Origin of the sequence: Corynebacterium pelargi (genome assembly GCF_014635485.1) — a bacterium.
GTDB classification, from domain to species: domain Bacteria; phylum Actinomycetota; class Actinomycetes; order Mycobacteriales; family Mycobacteriaceae; genus Corynebacterium; species Corynebacterium pelargi.
Genome location: NZ_BMCX01000003.1, coordinates 394,512 through 411,912 on the forward strand (window position 1 = coordinate 394,512; position 17,401 = coordinate 411,912).

General features: G+C 57.8%; 16 protein-coding genes. 10 read left to right on the forward strand and 6 right to left on the reverse strand.

Annotation, left to right across the window (positions count from 1 at the left end):
* Positions 1-232 precede the first annotated feature (232 nt).
* The gene (locus IEU99_RS08295) at positions 233-1,522 is read right to left on the reverse strand and encodes a citrate synthase (RefSeq protein WP_164470399.1); all 1,290 of its coding nucleotides are present in this window, start codon (positions 1,520-1,522) and stop codon (positions 233-235) included.
* 468 nt (positions 1,523-1,990) lie between these two features.
* On the opposite strand from IEU99_RS08295, the gene serC reads away from it, so the two are divergent.
* The 3 genes from serC to IEU99_RS08310 all read left to right on the forward strand — a co-directional run bounded on the left by serC (position 1,991) and on the right by IEU99_RS08310 (position 4,965).
* Entirely contained in the window at positions 1,991-3,112 is a 1,122-nt protein-coding gene (gene serC / locus IEU99_RS08300) for a phosphoserine transaminase (RefSeq protein ID WP_128890222.1), read from the forward strand.
* 125 nt (positions 3,113-3,237) lie between these two features.
* Positions 3,238-4,101: a septation protein SepH gene (sepH, locus tag IEU99_RS08305; protein WP_128890223.1), complete on the forward strand. Its 864-nt coding sequence runs from the start codon at positions 3,238-3,240 to the stop codon at positions 4,099-4,101.
* A 6-nt stretch (positions 4,102-4,107) separates the two neighbouring features.
* Positions 4,108-4,965: a DUF6928 family protein gene (locus tag IEU99_RS08310; RefSeq protein WP_128890224.1), complete on the forward strand. Its 858-nt coding sequence runs from the start codon at positions 4,108-4,110 to the stop codon at positions 4,963-4,965.
* Here the strand turns inward: IEU99_RS08310 and IEU99_RS08315 are convergent.
* The 3 genes from IEU99_RS08315 to IEU99_RS08325 form a co-directional block, all read right to left on the reverse strand.
* Positions 4,931-5,800 (reverse strand): TrmH family RNA methyltransferase, encoded by an 870-nt coding sequence (locus IEU99_RS08315; RefSeq protein WP_128890225.1) that lies wholly within the window; start codon positions 5,798-5,800, stop codon positions 4,931-4,933. The genes IEU99_RS08310 and IEU99_RS08315 overlap by 35 nt on opposite strands.
* Before the next feature lie 24 nt (positions 5,801-5,824).
* Positions 5,825-7,279, reverse strand: a complete 1,455-nt coding sequence (locus IEU99_RS08320; protein ID WP_128890226.1) for an NCS2 family permease — start codon at positions 7,277-7,279, stop codon at positions 5,825-5,827.
* Positions 7,280-7,501: 222 nt separating this feature from the next.
* Positions 7,502-8,212, reverse strand: coding sequence for a DUF3027 domain-containing protein (locus tag IEU99_RS08325; RefSeq protein WP_229718437.1), 711 nt, complete (start codon positions 8,210-8,212; stop codon positions 7,502-7,504).
* A gap of 26 nt (positions 8,213-8,238) precedes the next feature.
* Here IEU99_RS08325 and IEU99_RS08330 point away from each other — a divergent pair, with 26 nt between their 5' ends.
* Both IEU99_RS08330 and IEU99_RS08335 read left to right on the forward strand, forming a co-directional pair.
* Positions 8,239-9,039: a glutaminyl-peptide cyclotransferase gene (locus IEU99_RS08330; RefSeq protein ID WP_128890227.1), complete on the forward strand. Its 801-nt coding sequence runs from the start codon at positions 8,239-8,241 to the stop codon at positions 9,037-9,039.
* Between the two features lie 21 nt (positions 9,040-9,060).
* The gene (locus IEU99_RS08335; protein ID WP_128890228.1) at positions 9,061-9,576 is read left to right on the forward strand and encodes a DUF2771 domain-containing protein; all 516 of its coding nucleotides are present in this window, start codon (positions 9,061-9,063) and stop codon (positions 9,574-9,576) included.
* On the opposite strand, the gene IEU99_RS08340 is transcribed toward IEU99_RS08335, so the two are convergent.
* On the reverse strand, positions 9,573-9,962 hold the full coding sequence (locus tag IEU99_RS08340) for a cold-shock protein (RefSeq protein WP_128890229.1): 390 nt from the start codon (positions 9,960-9,962) through the stop codon (positions 9,573-9,575). The genes IEU99_RS08335 and IEU99_RS08340 overlap by 4 nt on opposite strands.
* A gap of 487 nt (positions 9,963-10,449) precedes the next feature.
* Between IEU99_RS08340 and IEU99_RS08345 the strand changes: the two genes are divergently transcribed.
* Entirely contained in the window at positions 10,450-11,046 is a 597-nt protein-coding gene (locus IEU99_RS08345; protein WP_128890230.1) for a resuscitation-promoting factor Rpf1 domain-containing protein, read from the forward strand.
* A 101-nt stretch (positions 11,047-11,147) separates the two neighbouring features.
* On the opposite strand, the gene IEU99_RS08350 is transcribed toward IEU99_RS08345, so the two are convergent.
* Positions 11,148-11,336, reverse strand: coding sequence for a hypothetical protein (locus tag IEU99_RS08350; protein ID WP_128890231.1), 189 nt, complete (start codon positions 11,334-11,336; stop codon positions 11,148-11,150).
* Between the two features lie 65 nt (positions 11,337-11,401).
* On the opposite strand from IEU99_RS08350, the gene IEU99_RS08355 reads away from it, so the two are divergent.
* The 4 genes from IEU99_RS08355 to IEU99_RS08370 all read left to right on the forward strand — a co-directional run bounded on the left by IEU99_RS08355 (position 11,402) and on the right by IEU99_RS08370 (position 17,316).
* On the forward strand, positions 11,402-13,669 hold the full coding sequence (locus IEU99_RS08355) for a helicase-associated domain-containing protein (protein WP_128890232.1): 2,268 nt from the start codon (positions 11,402-11,404) through the stop codon (positions 13,667-13,669).
* A gap of 46 nt (positions 13,670-13,715) precedes the next feature.
* The gene (locus IEU99_RS08360) at positions 13,716-15,374 is read left to right on the forward strand and encodes a DNA repair helicase XPB (RefSeq protein WP_128890233.1); all 1,659 of its coding nucleotides are present in this window, start codon (positions 13,716-13,718) and stop codon (positions 15,372-15,374) included.
* A 149-nt stretch (positions 15,375-15,523) separates the two neighbouring features.
* Positions 15,524-16,165, forward strand: a complete 642-nt coding sequence (locus tag IEU99_RS08365) for a DUF3239 domain-containing protein (protein WP_128890234.1) — start codon at positions 15,524-15,526, stop codon at positions 16,163-16,165.
* Positions 16,165-17,316 (forward strand): pyridoxal phosphate-dependent aminotransferase, encoded by a 1,152-nt coding sequence (locus IEU99_RS08370; RefSeq protein WP_128890235.1) that lies wholly within the window; start codon positions 16,165-16,167, stop codon positions 17,314-17,316. Before IEU99_RS08365 ends, IEU99_RS08370 begins: the two co-directional genes overlap by 1 nt.
* Positions 17,317-17,401: the final 85 nt, after the last annotated feature.

Genomic DNA, 17,401 nt, shown 5'->3' on the forward strand with positions numbered 1-17,401 from the left:
AGGCTTTTATGAGGCTTCAGTCAGACATTTGGCACTATCTTACCCAGCCACCTGGCACTTCGCTGCAATGTGCAGGTCAGAGCGGGCAGACTATGCACAGGTTCTTATCAAAATTCTGCAATCCCACCGCGCTTGAACGTCTGACACTTGACGCTTCTTTCGAAGCAAAAATGCCCACGGCCGAAAGGGCTCGTGGGCATGATTGAGGTCTTTTGCTACACGCTAGTGTTTCTTAGCGCTCTTCGCGCGGGGTGACCTTGCGCAGTGCCTCGCCGGTGTACACCTGGCGCGGGCGGTTGATCTTGGTGGTGGTGGAAAGCTGCTCGCGGTACTGAGCGATCCAGCCGGGCAGACGACCAATGGCAAAGAGCACGGTGAAGAAGTCCGTGGGGAAGCCCATGGCGCGGTAGATCAGGCCGGTGTAGAAGTCGACGTTCGGGTAGAGCTTGCGGGAGACGAAGTAGTCGTCGTTCAGTGCAATCTCTTCGAGCTTCATGGCCAGATCCAGCAGGTCATCGCCGCCGAGGTGCTCAAGAATCTCGTGGGCGGTTTCCTTCACGATGGCCGCGCGCGGGTCGTAGTTCTTGTACACGCGGTGGCCGAAGCCCATCAGGCGTACGCCCTTTTCCTTGTTCTTCACGCGGTTCATGAAGTCGGTAGCGTCGCCGCCGTTTTGCTTGATCTCTTCAAGCATCTCCAGCACAGCCTGGTTAGCGCCACCGTGCAGCGGGCCGGACAGGGCGTTGATGCCACCAGCGATAGCCACGAACATGTTGGCCTGTGCAGAGCCGATCATGCGCACGGTGGAGGTGGAGCAGTTCTGCTCGTGGTCTGCGTGCAGGATGAGCAGCTTGTCCAGGGCCTTGGCCACGACCGGATCAACCTCATAAGGCTCGGTCGGGTAGCCGAACATCATGCGCAGGAAGTTCTCGCGAGCGTTCAGCGAGTTGTCCGGGTACATGTAGGGCTGACCCTTGGATGCGCGGTATGCATAGGCCGCCAGCATCGGCACCTTAGCCAGCAGGCGAACGGTGGCCTTGTCCAACTGCTCCTCGTCGAGGGGGTTGAGCTGATCCTGGTAGTAGGTGGACAGAATGTTCAGCGAGGAGGCCAGCACTGCCATCGGGTGGGAGTTGCGCGGGAAGATGTTGAACTGCGCCTTGAAGTCCTCATCCAGCAGGGTGTGGTGGCGGATCTCGTCGTTGAAGTTACGCAGCTCTTCAACGGTGGGCAGGTGGCCCTTGATCAGGAGGTAGGACACCTCGTTGAAGGTGGCGTTTTCAGCCAGGTCGGCAATGTCGTATCCGCGGTGGCGCAGGATGCCCGCATCGCCATCGATGTAGGTGATCTTGGACTCGCAGGAGCCGGTGGAGACATAACCGGGGTCGAAGGTGACCAGGCCAGTTTCGCTCAAAAGCTTGTCGAGGACAATGCCGTTATTACCCTCGGAAGCTTCGATGAGGTTCATCTCATATTCGCCGCCGGGGTAGTGGAGAACGGCCTTGTTGTTGTCAGTAGCCACAACTTCCCTTTCCTTGTGGCCCCCGGCGATCAAGTGTGCATCGCATTTGCGCCTGGGCCAACGTTTCTTCGGGTCCGCGCGCAATCTTGGGGTTGCTCAAGATCGCACTTTCGAACGATGGTGTTCATGTTGTTTTTCTTCCAATGGGCAGCTCGTACTGCCATGGATCACAGCCTAGTCTAGCAAAGTTTGTGATACACCCTACATTGCAAGAAAATTCGGAATGAACTCGCAGTGTTTCACCCCCTACCTGCCCGCCACGCCAGGCTCAGCCGGGGGCTATGCAAACTTTTTTGCCGCCTCCTTTCGCTTGTCGACGCCCCCTGTGGTGCTTCAGCTCACGCACGCATCACCACTCCCCCTCCTCCATTTCCACCCCTGTTTGAGGTAGTGCGCGGTACGATCAGCAGGTCTGGATTGCTTGAGCAATCACCGACACCGCCCACTGCTTGCTAACCAGGAAAGAACATGAGCGAATTTCCATCGTTGCCCAAAGATCTCATCCCTTCCGATGCACGTTTCGGCTGCGGCCCCTCCAAGGTTCGCCCGGAGCAGCTCCAGGCCGTTGTCGATCATGGCATCGACATCATTGGCACCTCACACCGCCAACCTGCCGTCAAGGACGTCGTTGGTTCGGTTCGCGAAGGCTTGGCCTCTTTGTTCTCCCTACCCGAGGGCTATGAAATTGTGCTCTCCCTCGGTGGCGCTACCGCCTTCTGGGATGCCGCAACCTTTGGTTTGATCGAGCAGCAGTCCGGCCACCTGGCATTTGGCGAGTTCTCCTCGAAGTTTGCCCAAGCCTCCAAGAAGGCTCCCTGGCTCAATGAGCCAACCGTGATCAACGCGGAACCCGGCGATGCTCCTGCACCGCAGGCCATGGAAGGCTGCGACGTATTGGCTTGGGCTCATAATGAAACCTCCACCGGCGCGATGGTGGATGTTGTGCGCCCCGAAGGCAGCGAGGGCTCACTGATCGCCATCGACGCCACCTCCGGTGCCGGCGGCTTGCCTGTAGATATGGCGCAGGCCGATGTCTACTACTTCTCTCCCCAGAAGTGCTTCGCCTCCGATGGTGGCCTGTGGTTGGCTGCCATGAGCCCTGCAGCCATTGAGCGCATTGCCAAGATCAATGCCTCGGATCGCTTCATCCCGGCCTTCTTAAACCTGCAAACTGCAGTGGAGAATTCCCGGAAGAACCAGACCTACAACACTCCTGCCGTAGGCACCCTGCTCATGCTGGATAATCAGGTGCAGTGGATGAATGAGGCCGGTGGCCTCGATGCGATGGTCGCTCGCACGTCCGCTAACGCCAAGGCCCTGTACGACTGGGCTGAGGCTCACGAGCACGCATCTTGCTTTGTTAGCGATCCCGCCAAGCGTTCGCTCGTGGTGGGCACCATCGACTTTGATGAGTCCATCGATGCTGCAGCCCTTGCCAAGGCACTGCGCTCCAATGGCATCTTGGATGTTGAGCCTTATCGCAAGCTTGGCCGCAACCAGCTTCGTATTGGCATGTTCCCGGCGATTGAGACTGAGGACATTGTCACCCTGACCAAGGCCATCGATTACACCATCGAGCACATGGCCTAAGCCTGCTAGCTCTGCACCCGCGCGATTGAGGAGTTTTATTCTCCTTTCGCGCGGGTTGCATGCGTTATGGTGGAAGACATCAATTGCGCGCGGCGTTGATGCAATGGAAGAAACGGAGTGCGAATATGCGCGAACTTCGCCTGATCCCTGAAGAGTCGACACATTCTTCGTTGGTTTTTGAAGCAAGCGACAATCAAGAACAGTTCTTCTTGGCTGTCGATGATTCACTGCGCGAAGCACTTCAAGTTTCTGAACCTGCAGCCACTGAGCAAGACGCAAGCGAAGAAGAGCAGCCCAAAGAGCCCGAGGTGCAAGAAGCACCGAAGCCTGCGCGCAACCAAAAAGAGGTTGATCCGCGTTTAACCAACCCGCTGAAGATGCGTCCACGGGAGATTCAAGAGCGTCTTCGCCGTGGCGGCACCATCGCTGAGTTGGCAGAAGAAAACGGAGTGACAGAGTCGCGCATCGAGCCTTTTGCTCACCCCGTGCTGCTGGAGCGATCCCGCATCGCGAATATGGCCAAGCAATCCAATCCGGTGCGCGATGATGGACCGGCGCAACTGACGTTGTGGGAAATCCTGGCTACCGCCTTCGCCGCACGAGGCATGGAGCTCCAAGATGCCACCTGGGATGCCTACCGGGATAGCGCTAACCAGTGGGTTATCAAAGTGACATGGCAATCAGGCTTGAGTGAGCAAAGTGCCGAGTGGAATTTCGTGCTCCACGGCGCGGGTGCAAAAACCACCGTGGCGCGCAATGCCGTGGCGGCCGATTTGATTGACCCCAATTTTGCTCAGCCGGTGCGGAACTTAAGCGCGGTCCAGGAACAGACCCCGGTTGAAGAAGATGAGGCGGAAGAAACCACCGTCGAAGGCGAACTCCTCCAACACCCTGAACCTCAGCCGCGCAAGCGTCGAAAAGCTGTGACTCCAAGCTGGGAAGACGTGCTGCTTGGGGTGCGCACCAACACCAAACGCCCGAGGTCCTAGGCAACCATGACCGAGACTTCGCAGCACCAAACGGTAGTCACGCTGTGGTATCTGACCACCGCCGATCCAGCCGCTGTGATCCAATCGCAGCCCAAAGCAGACCGCGGATTCGGGCGGAAATTGCTCGCGCAACTCAACCCCCTGTGGCCCATTACGCCCATCGGGCAATTCGCACTCAACCGTTCGGCTCAAGCCTCAAAAGACGAGTTTTATATCGCCGGTTTCCCGGGCTTGAGCATCATCCAAACGTGTTTGGACACCACCCAGCCTTCGGCGATTCCGGATTACCTGCGCCAGGCGATTCCGGCGGCTGAGGTGTATGCATTTTTAAGCGAGCAGCACACGGGCCTGGGCGGCTTTGCGCATTGGAAAGGCGGGACGCTGAAGCGTTCTTTCGCAGCGATGCGTGAGCGGGTCTTTGAAGATATCGGACTCCCGGAACCTTTTGAGCAACCATATTGGGCAGGAGAGACAGCGGAGCCGGTCGGCGGTATTGCATTGCCCTTCGTGCCCCTCGAACTTGTCCAAGAAGCACAGCGCGCATGGCTTTGCTTTGATCCTGCCGACGCCAATGACATCAACGTGGTGGCCTATGCCATCGATGGGCGCCCCGAACCCAAAGTGGCCAAGCCTCAAGCCACCATCGGACAGGTGGCACAAGCAGCTTCAGCCAAGCTTGGTTTGGGAGAGCAGCGCCGCGATTACGACGATTATGAAGAACACGAAAGCCCCGAGCGAGAACTCGATGAATATCTCGCTCAGGGCACCTCAAAGGCGCGCGGGTGGCTGCACACCATCGGCAGCACCGTGTTAAAGGCGCTGCAGAATATTAAAGAGCGCTTGCGCCACGTTGATCGCTCTTAAGGCTGCGATCTCGTTCATAGAAGGCAATGGCTGCCGCGGTGGCGAGGTTGAGTGAATCAGTGCCTTCGGCCATGGGGATCCGAGCACGGATATCCGTGGCGCGCATCGTCTTCTCACTTAAACCTGGGCCTTCTGCCCCAACCAGCAGGGCCACTTTTTCAAAGGGTTTGCCCGATGCGTCCACCAGGGCATCTGCCAGGTGCTCGGCCTGAGCATCCGGGGTTAAAGAAACAAGCCTGTAGCCTGCCTCGCGTAACTGATCTAACTCCCGGTGCCAGGTCGCCCTTTTGCCACCGAAGCTTGCAAAGGGAGTGCGCAGCACATGCCCCATGGAAACGCGCACGACCCTGCGGTACAGCGGATCGGCGCAGCCATTGCCAAACAGCACCGCATCGACGCCCATGCCGGCGGCATTGCGAAACATCGAGCCGATATTTTCATGATCGCCCACCCCTTCGAGCACGACGATCGTTGAGGCGCCTTCGATGGCAGCCTCGATGCTCATGTCTTCCACACGGTCTGCCGCGGCTAACAGGCCGCGGTGCATATCAAAGCCTGCGACTTCAGCCAGCGTGGGCCGATCGAGGCTGTAAATCTCAATGTCTTTCACCAGCTCGGGAATGCCCGGTTGGGCCAGGAAGGACTCAAGCTTCGAGGGAAAACCGATGAGCTTGCGCACCGGGAAACGCGATGCGAGCAATCGGCCTACCACCAACGGGCCTTCGGCAATAACTAACCCCTTGCCCCCTGGAAGATCGGGACGCTGATCTGAATGGTTGAGATCGCGAAAATCATCGAGGCGGGGGTCAAGGGGGTCGCTAATGTGCTCTGGCATGAGCTTCATGCTACTGCCTGAGGGTTAGCCCACTGCAGCAAGGATGGGATCCATGGCGAAGTACACCACGAAGAGTGCCGAAATCAGCCACATGATCCAGTGAATTTCTTTGACCTTTCCGGCAAACAGCGCCATCAAGGTAAAGGCGATAAAGCCAACACCGATGCCGTTGGCAATGGAGTAGGTAAAGGGCATCACCACGATGGTGAGGAATGCCGGCAGGGCGATGTGGAACTGGTTGAAGTCGATGTCTCGAACCTGGCCGATCATCAACGCACCAACGATCACCAGCACCGGTGCGGCAGCCTCGATGGGAACAACCTCGTAGAGCGGGGTGAGGAACATTGCCAGCAAGAAGAGCAAGCCGGTGACCACATTGGCTAAACCGGTGCGTGCACCATCGGCAATACCGGCTGCGGAATCCACATAGACGGTATTGGAAGAAGCCGAGGCACCGCCGCCGATGATGGCGCCGGTACCCTCTACGATCAGGGCCTTTTTCATATCCGGCAGGACGCCTTGGTCGTCGACAAGCTCAGCCTGCTTACCCAGTGCCGTCATCGTGCCCATGGCGTCGAAGAAGTTGGCCAAGACCAAGGTGAACAGCAGCAAGGTGGCAGCTAGTGCACCAACGTGGCTAAAGGCACCGAAGATCGAAACATCACCCACGATGGAAAGGTCCGGGATGCCACCGAAGCCATCGGGCAAGGTGGGCACGGCGAGGTTCCAGCCACCGACGGGATCATCGGCAGAGGAGCCGGCACCGGTGATTGCTTCAACCACCATAGCGATCACGGTGGTGAGCACGATGCCAATAAAGAGGCCACCTCGAACATTGCGAATCACCATGAATCCGCAGATGATCAAGCCCAGAACAAACACGAAGGTGGGCCAGGATGCAATGGAGCCGCCGGTGCCAAGGCTGACCGGGACCGTGGTGTGGGCTGCATCGGGAATGCGGCGCACAAAGCCTGCATCGACTAAGCCGATAAGGGCGATGAACATACCAATGCCCACGCTCATCGCGGCGATCATCGACGGTGGGATGGCGGCGAACACGGCAGTACGGAAACCGGACACCGCAAGGATGACGATGACCACACCGTCGAGCACCACCAAGCCCATGGCTTCTTCCCAGGTCAAGCCTTCAGAAGAGACCATGGTGACGGCGACCAGGGTGTTGATGCCCAGGCCTGCAGCAATACCGAATGGGTATCGGGCAATCAGACCAAAAGCGATGGTCATAACACCAGCGGCCAAAGCCGTGGCGGCAGCCACTTGGGGGATACCGAGGACTTTTCCATTGACGTCTGCACCAGTACCCAAGATCAAGGGGTTGAGGATAATGATGTACGCCATGGCGAAGAACGTGACAACGCCTGCACGAATTTCAGTGCCAATGGTGGAGCCGCGTTCAGAGATTTTGAAATATCGATCCAACGCAGACTGCTGCGTTGTAGAAGAGCCTGAAGCTTCCATGCTGTTCTCCGAGATTGATGAGGGGATTGACAGCGCACCTGCCGGAACGATATTCCCACTTTCTTCCCTGCAGTTCCAAACTTGCCCTTGATGCCGGGGGCAGGTGCACTGCCCCATCGGCAGCTTCAAACACACCGCACACACAAGGCGGGGTGGATATCTGCAACAGCAGCCGAAAGCCTTGAAGCGAAGCCCTGCGGCCCAGGCTGGAGTTATAAGGCGCTAGCGCACCTGGAAACGCTCGGGGCGTTCATCGTCGAAGGCTTGGTGCTCGTTGGTATTCAGTGGCTGTGCTGGTGGCGTATCGGAATGCGCACCGCAGCCAAATTCTTCTGCCACCACATGCCCATCGGCTGAGTATTCATTCACGCATACCCCGCCGGCGAAGGCTTTGTTTTCTACCGGCAGGAAAAATGCGCAGGTATTGCAATGGAATTGGGCGTGGCGGGCAAACGGTGAGGTGGGGCCAAATTCGCCGGATTCGAGCCTTTGTTGCGCCTGCTTGAGGCCATGGGCGCTTAATCGGCGTGGGCTTTCACCTTCAAGGCGGGGATCATCCGCCCGTGGCGGCAAGACGTCTTTAGGCCCAAGATCGCCTGGGCGCACGCGCTCGTGGTAGGGCACCCACGCTGGGGCTTTAAGAGCATCGCCGCCTTGGACGAGTGCCACTTCGTTGATGGTCACCCCGGTGTTGCCCGGCGCCCAGGCCACCACGGCATTCCATTCCCATCCGCTATAGCCTTCTACTTCGGCTCGGAAGCGGTGGGTGGCTGCATACTTGCTTACGCCTTTGACTCCGATGTGCTCGCCTACTTCGCCTTCTTCGAGCGCTTCGAGTGCTTCACGCGCGGCAGCTACGGCCTTGGCGTCGAGCAGCGGCCCGGAGGACCTTCTTTGCTTGTTACGTCTGCTAGCCACAGTGCCATTATCCATGCCGCATAGGCTCTATGATCGTTGCCATGCCCAGCAACCCTCGCTCCTTGCTCTCCTCGGCCCTTGCCCTCAGCACCTGCCTCGGCTTTGTACTTGCAGGCTGCACCAGTGCTGAGCAGGCAGAACCAAAGGCAATGGAGGTTGAGATCCTAGAAACGCGCCCCTTTGATCCAACCGTGTTTACCCAAGGCATTGAGCACAGCGATCAAGGCTTGCTGGTTTCAAGTGGCATGTATGGCCAAAGCAGTATTTTTTATCGCGACCAGGCGGGAAATCGCCTCCACGAACAACGCTTGGAGCCTGAGCTTTTTGGCGAGGGCAGCACGGTGCATGGTGATACGGTCTGGCAATTAACGTGGCGCGCAGGCCAAGCTATCGAGCGTGACGCCCAGACTCTAGAGCAGCGCCGTCGTGTGTCTTATGAAGGCGAGGGGTGGGGTTTGTGCTCATTCGACGATGTCTTGGTGATGTCCGATGGCACCAAATTCTTGCGCCTTCTCGATCCCGCTTCCTTTCAGGAGCGTGCGCGCGTTGAGGTGCATGGCCTTAGCGATGCCGATGCGAAGATTAACGAGCTTGCCTGCGTTCAAGGCGAGCACGGCCGAGAGGTCTTTGCCAACGTCTTTTTAAGCACCAACATTCTCAAGATCAGCCTGGATGAGGATCGTGCCGATCTTGTTGGGCTTATCGACGCCTCCACGGTCCCAAATCGTGCCGTTTCTAACCCTGATCATGTGCTCAACGGGATTGCGAACATTCCCGGCAGTGATGAGTTTTGGATTACGGGGAAACGCTGGCCGGATATCTATCGCGTGAGATTTCACTAAGGGCAGATAAGATGCAGGCTTATGGTCAGTTCTCGCACACGCCGTAAGAATGCAAAGCAGATCGCTTTCCTTGCCGTTGCCGTCATCATCGTCTTGGTGGCAACCCTGCTCTTCCAGCAGTGGTGGGCAGATAGGAAGCAGCGAGAACCTGAAGAAGTCAGCATCACCGTGAGCACTGGCGGCGAAAACCTTGAGGTATTCCCCTTTAGTATCTGCGAACCCGGTGTGCCCTGCGAAGAAGCAGAGGTACCGGAGATCAGCCTGAACAAGGACCAAAGCCTGAAGGTGACGGTGCCTGAGGATATTGCCGATCACGATTGGACCTTGCTGAAAATTTATGATGATCCAAAGGCAAACGACGAGCAAGCCTTCGGTCCTCATGAAGCCACCGAAGCATCGGCTCCGGCTGTGGTGGAGGAATATGAAAGCAAGCTCGTCGTATGCGAGGTGACCTCGGTGATGATCGGCCACGATGATGAGGGCAATGAGACGCCCTACCGCGTCACCTGGTCGGTGCGTGCAAAGGTCAACGATTAAGCATCGAGATCTTTCGCGAGTGCGCGAAGGATCTTGGCAATCTGCCGGCCTTCTGCACGCTCGGGGTAACGCCCGGCAGCCAGTGGGGGCATCACGCGCTGCTCAAGGGTGGTGACCAAATCAGCCACGAGGCTGTTGAGATCCTCGGGCTTGCGCTTCGGGCGCGTGCGGGTGTCGCGTTTGGGTTGCTCAAGCACTTTGATGCGCAGGGCCTGCGGGCCGCGTCGGCCAGCGGCAAAGTCAAATTCCACGCGCTGGCCTTTATGCAGGTTTTCTACCCCCTGAGGCAGCACGCTTTGGCTCACAAAGACGTCTTCTTCGCCTGGGTTGCTCACAAATCCAAAGCCGCGCTCCGGGTCGTACCATCGGACAGTTCCAATAGGCATTGGGAGTCCTCCTTATATCGTTTCTTCGCTTCTTAAATAATCGTGTTCAGTTCCGTGCCATGAATATTGCCGGCAGGCGTATGGGCCGCTGGGCTTCGGGCGTAGCACCCTCGAATGGCTTTGGATTGTAGTCGTACATATATAACACTTTTGGGCGCCGCTTCCTTCCAACCGCCCTGGCGGCTATGAGGCTCTCCATCCCTTTTGAACCACCTCATCTGCCTTCTTTGTTCACATTGTCCACATTCGCAACATTATCGAAGCCGAAACGTGACACTTTCGTTATAAAGCGCTAGTGTGTTCTCAAGCCTGCAGCAATATCGCTTCCCATGGCGGTTTGCACCTCGGATACGCCCTTGGCATGATGAGGCACTTGCAGAAAAGAAGAGTTCGAACACCATAGGCGCTACCACAGTGCAACGAGATCGTGCTCGCCTACAATACGTAGCCCCTTGAGGGTTATAACGACGAGAGGAAACTTCCCCACATGGCACGCCACGCCCGTAAGAACAACCGCACCTTTGCCAAGATCGCTACCTCGACCGTAGCCTTCAGCGCAGCAGCTACCATGCTCGCCCCCACCGCTTCGGCCGCTCCCGATTCCGACTGGGACCGTTTGGCACAGTGCGAGTCCGGTGGCAACTGGAACATCAACACCGGCAATGGCTACTACGGTGGCCTGCAGTTCTCCCACGGCACCTGGGTTGGCCACGGCGGCCAGGAGTTCGCTCCTCGCGCAGACCTGGCTACTCGCGAACAGCAGATCGTTGTTGCAGAACGCGTTTTGGCAAACCAGGGTTGGGGCGCATGGCCTGCATGCTCCGCTTCGCTCGGCCTGAACTCCGCACCTACCCCGCGCACCGCCGCTGCAGCCCCGGCTCCCGCAGCAGCAGCATCCGCTGAGGCTTCCATCTTCGCTCCTGCAGACGCCCTCTACAACCAGGTGAAGAGCCAGCTCCAGGCCCTCGGCCTGCCGGTTCCTGCAGCACTCGATGCTTCCTACCACGCACTTCGTGGCAACGTTGAGGCTTTCTACAACGCTAACGCCGCGTTGATCGACTCCGTGCTGTCCTTCAAGATCTAAATAACAGCACTCTTAAAGAAAGGGAGCCACCGATTTCGGTGGCTCCCTTTCCTTGCTGATCAACCGGGCCTTGCAGGCCCTACTCAAGGTGAGTTGAGACCTTAGCGGTTAATACGCGTATAGGGGTGAACGTAGCCGACCTTCTCCGGCGGTACTGGAAGCTCAATATCACCAAACGGCGTTTCCGCCCCGGCGACCTTTGCCACCATTTCGGTTACTGCATGTCCATCACCGGGGACGTGCTTAGGCCAGCCCGGATCAACGTATCCCTTTTTCTCCATGTTTGCCATGTGCCCTATTCTTCCAAATCGCAGGAGAAAAAGTCACCTCCTTGGGCGTTAAACTTGTCTACATCATGGCGCACTCTCACACCCGAAGCTTTGTTCAGTGGCTTCGTTCTTTAGATTCCTCGGCTCTTAGTGCATTGCTCAGCGCACGCCCCGATGCCCTCGCCCCGCCCCCACCGGGGATTACGTCGCTTGCAGAGCGCCTCTTATTGCCCGCTTCGCTGCGTCGAGCAGTGTTGCGCACCCACGCCTTCGACATTGCACTCCTACACGTTGCTGCATCACAAGGCGCAGAATTCAGCCCAATTGTTGCCCCCGATTTGGTGCAAAGTCTGCTGCCAATCCTGCAGCGAGAAGACCCCTCGATCAGCAAGAACACCACCGAAGCCCTGGTCGAGCAGTCGCAGGCACATCTGGCCGAGCTCGGTTTGTGCATGAATGTTGATGAAGGGATGATGATTCCCCGCGGCGTGATGAGCGCACTTCCGCCAGGCCTGGAACCTGCCATTGCCTTTGAGCCCTTAGAGCTACAAGAGCAATTAGAAAACCTCGATCAAAAACAGCGTGCGATCATCGATACGCTCAACCACGGTGGGGGCACGGGAACCACGAGGGATGCAGCCATCGATGCTGATCCCCAACGGCCCATTCCGAAGCTCATTGCCCAAGGATTGCTCTTGCGCATCAATGAGCACACCGTGCGCCTGCCAGCCATGGTTCGCGCTGCACTTCGCGGACTGGTTCCGGCACCTCCTACCCTGCTGCCACCGAAGAACTGGCCGCCACGGTATCCCGAAGGGCTCCAACCCGATGACGCAGCCACCGGGGCCGGCCTTGAAGTGGTACGGCTGATGCGTGCGCTCATTGAGCACCTCGGAGATCACCCCGGCGTGCTGGTGAAAAGCGGTGCGCTTGCCCAAAGAACTACCCAACAACTCTGCGCCGCCCTCGACATCGAGCCGGAGGTATTGGCGCAATTGCTCAGCGTCGGGGTGGCCGCCCGCTTAATTGCTCGCGGTGAACCCAACCCGCTACCGGCAAGCGATACCGGCGGGGATTATCTCGCCCCTTCAACGGATGCAGACGCCTGGATGCTCGATCCCATGGCCAAGCAGTGGGCGCATCTTTTAACGGCTTGGTGGATGCACGCCAACTGGGCTTTTTGGCTCATCGGCACCCCGGATGCGAAAGGGCAGGCACGAAAAATCTTCAGTGCCGAAACCATCCAACGGGATGTACCGCAACGTCGACAAGCCTTGCTAGAAAGTGCCACAGCCAATGGTGGCACCAAGGCACAGATTGAACGTGCGCTCGCGTTTGCCCACCCCATCCTGGCGCTGAATATCAGCACCGAGGAAATCGACGCGCAGCTTCGCAATGCCATGTGGATTGGCGCACTGGGCCCCAACCTTGAACCCACCGCCCAATTGGTGGCCTTGATCCAGCAGGAACCTGTGCTGCCGGTTTGTAGCGCGGCCACCCCAGACCCGGTGGAATACTTCATCCCCCAAGGCGATATGACGATCCTGGTGCCTGGGCCTTTAACACCAAAGATCGAGTCGGAATTGAAGTTGCTTGCCGACGTCGAATCTTCGGGTTTGGCAAGCGTCTATCGCCTCAGCGATGCCAGCATTCGTCGCGCACTCGACGCTGGGCGCACCGCAGCAGAGATCAAAGACTTCTTCCACCAGCACACCCTGGGGGAATTGCCCCAAGCCGTGGGCTTCCTTGTCGACGACGCCTCAAGAAAGCACGGCAGTATCCGCGGCGGAGCGGCCTTAAGTTATATCCGAAGCGAAGACGAAGCCTTACTGCAAGAGGCGATTCGGGCAGATAGCACCCACCGCCTTGGCTTGCGTCGAATAGCTCCTACCGTTGCCATTGCTCAGGTTCCGCTGTTCCAAGTCATTGAACAATTGCGCCAGGCAGGTTTGATGCCGGTGGCCGAAGACGAGCAAGGGGTGGCCTTAGACCTTCGGCCAGCGCCGAGCCGAATCGCCATAGGGCCTGCACCGCAAACAAGCAAGACACAACCCAGCATCGAGGCGGCCCTCAAGGCCATCCAAGCAGGTGATGCAGCCAATCTGGCAGCAGAGCAGGCCGCTACCACCACCCCGTCGAGCGCTAAGGAAACCCTCGGGTTGCTTCGAGCTGCGGTACGCGCCAACCAGCAGGTGATGTTGGGATTCGTAGATAACACCGGCAGGGTGCAAAGAACGCTGGTGACTCCGGTGGATGTATCGGCAGGCAAGTTAAGCGCCGTGGAAGCTGCCACTGATGAAGTCCAGCACTATCCCCTGCATCGGATTACAGAAGTTGGACAACTTGAGGGCTAGACTGGAACGTCTGATTCTTTTCCCGGCTTTCTAAGGAGCAAGGAACGTGGCCTTTGGTTCTGGTCCTTTAATCGTGCAATCGGATAAAACGGTGCTGCTCGAAATCGATCACGAGCAAGCAGGAGCTGCCCGAGCAGCCCTCGCGCCTTTTGCCGAGCTTGAACGCGCACCAGAACATGTTCATACCTACCGGATCACCCCGTTGGCCTTGTGGAATGCCCGGGCAGCAGGCCATGATGCAGAGCAGCTTGTCGACGTTCTCGAACGCTACTCCCGATTCCCAGTTCCACAGGCGCTGCTCATCGATGTTGCCGAAACCATGGCGCGCTATGGGCGGGTGCGTTTGATCCAGCATCCTGCTCATGGGCTAGTGCTTGAAAGCGAAGAGCCTGCCATTTTGGCCGAGCTGCGCAGGCATAAGCAGGTCAAAGAGATGCTTGGGGCACAAATCGATGAACAAACCATCGCGGTGTTCCCCTCAGAACGAGGCAGGCTCAAGCAGGCGCTATTAAAGGTTCACTGGCCTGCCGAGGACCTCGCAGGCTATGTCGATGGCGAGGCACACCCCATCGCACTTTCCACAGCCGAGGAGCGGTGGGAATTGCGTGATTATCAGCAAATGGCAGCAGAATCCTTCTGGGAGGGCGGCTCAGGCGTGGTGGTGCTGCCATGCGGTGCGGGCAAAACGATGGTGGGCGCGGCAGCGATGGCCAAGGCCCAAGCCACCACATTGATTCTGGTGACCAATACCGTGGCCGGGCGCCAATGGCGCGATGAGCTTTTGCGGCGCACCTCCCTAAGCGAAGAAGAAATTGGTGAATACTCCGGCGAAAAGAAAGAGATTCGCCCCATCACCATCGCCACCTATCAGGTAGTAACGCGCAAAACCCGGGGCGAATACCGCGCATTGGAGCTATTCGATTCCCGCGATTGGGGGCTCATCATCTACGACGAGGTGCACCTTTTGCCTGCACCAGTCTTTCGCATGACCTCCGATCTGCAATCGCGCCGACGCCTCGGGCTCACGGCAACCCTGGTGCGCGAAGATGGCAGAGAAGGCGACGTCTTTTCACTCATCGGCCCAAAGCGCTACGACGCGCCTTGGAAAGAACTCGAAATGCAGGGCTATATCGCCACCGCGGAGTGCGTCGAGGTGCGTACCTCTATGAGCGAATCGGAGCGCATGCTCTATGCCACCGCAGAACCAAAAGATCGCTACCGCATCGCCGCGTGCGCAGCCTCAAAGATGCGAGCCATCGAGGCGCTACTGCAACGCCACGAGGGTGAACCCACGCTCATCATTGGCGCCTTTATTGAGCAATTAGAAGAGATCGCTCAACACCTGCAGGTGCCGGTGATCGAAGGCAAGACCAGCAATAAGAAGCGCGAGGAGCTCTTCCAACGCTTCCGCGATGGTGAGCTTCGCACCTTGGTAGTAAGCAAGGTGGCGAACTTCTCCATTGATCTGCCAGAGGCGGCCGTGGCGATTCAAGTATCTGGCACCTTTGGTTCGCGCCAAGAAGAAGCCCAGCGGCTGGGGCGTCTGCTTCGTCCGAAAACTTCGGGCAACGAGGCCCACTTCTACACCATCGTCAGCCGCGATAGCCTCGATGCGGAATACGCAGCTCACCGGCAGCGCTTCTTGGCCGAGCAAGGCTATGCCTACCGGATTATGGACGCCGATGATCTCCGAAAGCCTTTCTAGGCGCTATGGCGCTGTGGTGTTCTAGGCGCTATGGCGCTGTGGTGTCCTAGGCGCTTGGCCACTCAAGCCCTGCAGCACCCGGATATTCTTGGCGGCTCAATAGCCCTTTAAAGTTCGCACGAGTGCAAAGGACGCTAGGCTTAGAGGCTATGGCTAACTTTCACTTTGATGTCGATACCGAATACGCCAAGAAGCACAATGAGCTGCTAAAAGATACCAAAAGGCTGCAAATTTCAGCCGCCTTGTTCGGCTTGATCCAGCTTGGCATTGGTGCGGCATTCTTTGCCTGGCTCGGTGCTGGCATGGGCACCATCATCTTGGTCGTTTTTGGCGTGATGGCTTTGATTAGCTTTGGCATGATCGCTGTGATTCCCAAGCAGGTGGGCAAGGCGAATGAACTCTACGATGCCTACCCCCTCTGCCCTGCCGTGATCGCGAAGGTCAATCCCCGCGATGTGGTCTTGTTGGCTCTGGTAAATATCAACCAGGATGCAAGCCTTCCGCCGCGTTGGGGCCTTGCTGCCCGCACCGTGAGCAATCTCGATGGTCATGCACGCGCAGTCGGTGAAAAGGTTCCTGCGGTGGCGGTCAACGGTCGACGTTCCTCGCGCAATACCACCACCTGGGACGAGATCACCCCGATGCCCATTGCTTGGGGCACCCCTGATCTCGATGTGATTAAGCGGGCCAAGCAGGCAATCCCTCAGCGTGATTGGGACTTGCTGCAGCGCCACAGCGGCGATTTAGAGGCCGTGCGAGCAACCAAGTACGACCTGATGGAGTTGCGCTAATGGTTGCACGCCTTGAAGAATTCCAGGAGACCATCTTCGCCACCATGAGCGCTCTGGCGCAGGAACATGGTGCTGTGAATCTTGGGCAGGGCTTTCCCGATGAGGACGGCCCTGAGGCGATGTTAGCCAAGGCCCAGGAGGAGATCGCCGGTGGCAATAATCAATACGCTCCAGGGCCGGGGATGGTGGAGTTGCGCGAGGCGATCGCTGCTCATCAGCGCCGCTATGGCATCACGGTGTCCCCGGATCAGGTTTTGGTCACCGTCGGTGCTACTGAGGCGATTAGCGCCAGTGTGTTGGGCCTTGTTGAACCTGGCAAAGAAGTCATTGTGATCGAGCCCTTCTACGATGCCTACGCCGCGGCCATTGCCTTGGCCGGAGCGAAACGGGTGGCTGTGCCGCTTCGCGCATCGGGCAGATCTTGGGATGTAGACGTTGATGCCATCGAGCAGGCCATCGGGCCAGATACGGCGATGATCATCATCAACAACCCACACAATCCCACGGGCTCAGTGATAAGCGAGGCTTCCATGCTGCGCCTGGCCCAGGTATTAGAGGGCACTGACATTGTGGTGCTCTCGGATGAAGTGTATGAGCATTTGCTTTTCGACGATCAACGTCACCGCCCCACCTGTACCTATCCAGGCATGGCTGAGCGCACGATTACTGTCTCCTCTGCTGCGAAGACCTTTAACGCTACTGGTTGGAAAACGGGTTGGGCTATTGCCCCTCCTGCACTGCTGAGCCGGATCCGCCAGGCGAAGCAATACCTCACCTATGTGGGAGCAAGCTGTTTTCAACCAGCCGTTGCCTATGCCTTAGAAGAGGAAATGCCTTGGGTTGAAGCCCTGGCTGATGGCTTAGAGCGCAAGCGCACCTTATTGGCTGATGCTTTGGAGGCTGCTGGATTCGAAGTGCATACCTGCCCCGGTACCTATTACTTAGTGGCTGATTTTTCAGCCTTGAGTGATATGGGTGGTCGCGAGTTTTGTGAGTTCTTGGTCAAAGAACATGGCGTGGCAGCAATTCCGATCGAAGTGTTCTGCGATCATCCTGAGGACTGGGAGCATAAGATCCGCTTTGCGTTTTGCAAGAAGGATGCGGTGATTGAAGAGGCAGCGACGCGATTGGCTGCAATAAAAACTACCTAGATATAGCAAAAACGCACCCTGGTGTGGGTGCGTTTTTGGTGTTGTGAAGTTGTTGGTCGGCGGTGTCTTACTCTCCCACACCCTC

Excerpts from the sequence above, each read along its gene's own strand:
- serC (WP_128890222.1), top strand. The coding sequence starts at position 1,991 with ATGAGCGAATTTCCATCGTTGCCCAAAGATCTCATCCCTTCCGATGCA.
- sepH (WP_128890223.1), top strand. The coding sequence starts at position 3,238 with ATGCGCGAACTTCGCCTGATCCCTGAAGAGTCGACACATTCTTCGTTG.
- IEU99_RS08310 (WP_128890224.1), top strand. The coding sequence starts at position 4,108 with ATGACCGAGACTTCGCAGCACCAAACGGTAGTCACGCTGTGGTATCTG.
- IEU99_RS08315 (WP_128890225.1), bottom strand. The coding sequence starts at position 5,800 with ATGCCAGAGCACATTAGCGACCCCCTTGACCCCCGCCTCGATGATTTT.
- IEU99_RS08320 (WP_128890226.1), bottom strand. The coding sequence starts at position 7,279 with ATGGAAGCTTCAGGCTCTTCTACAACGCAGCAGTCTGCGTTGGATCGA.
- IEU99_RS08325 (WP_229718437.1), bottom strand. The coding sequence starts at position 8,212 with ATGGATAATGGCACTGTGGCTAGCAGACGTAACAAGCAAAGAAGGTCC.
- IEU99_RS08330 (WP_128890227.1), top strand. The coding sequence starts at position 8,239 with ATGCCCAGCAACCCTCGCTCCTTGCTCTCCTCGGCCCTTGCCCTCAGC.
- IEU99_RS08335 (WP_128890228.1), top strand. The coding sequence starts at position 9,061 with ATGGTCAGTTCTCGCACACGCCGTAAGAATGCAAAGCAGATCGCTTTC.
- IEU99_RS08340 (WP_128890229.1), bottom strand. The coding sequence starts at position 9,962 with ATGCCTATTGGAACTGTCCGATGGTACGACCCGGAGCGCGGCTTTGGA.
- IEU99_RS08345 (WP_128890230.1), top strand. The coding sequence starts at position 10,450 with ATGGCACGCCACGCCCGTAAGAACAACCGCACCTTTGCCAAGATCGCT.
- IEU99_RS08350 (WP_128890231.1), bottom strand. The coding sequence starts at position 11,336 with ATGGCAAACATGGAGAAAAAGGGATACGTTGATCCGGGCTGGCCTAAG.
- IEU99_RS08355 (WP_128890232.1), top strand. The coding sequence starts at position 11,402 with ATGGCGCACTCTCACACCCGAAGCTTTGTTCAGTGGCTTCGTTCTTTA.
- IEU99_RS08365 (WP_128890234.1), top strand. The coding sequence starts at position 15,524 with ATGGCTAACTTTCACTTTGATGTCGATACCGAATACGCCAAGAAGCAC.
- IEU99_RS08370 (WP_128890235.1), top strand. The coding sequence starts at position 16,165 with ATGGTTGCACGCCTTGAAGAATTCCAGGAGACCATCTTCGCCACCATG.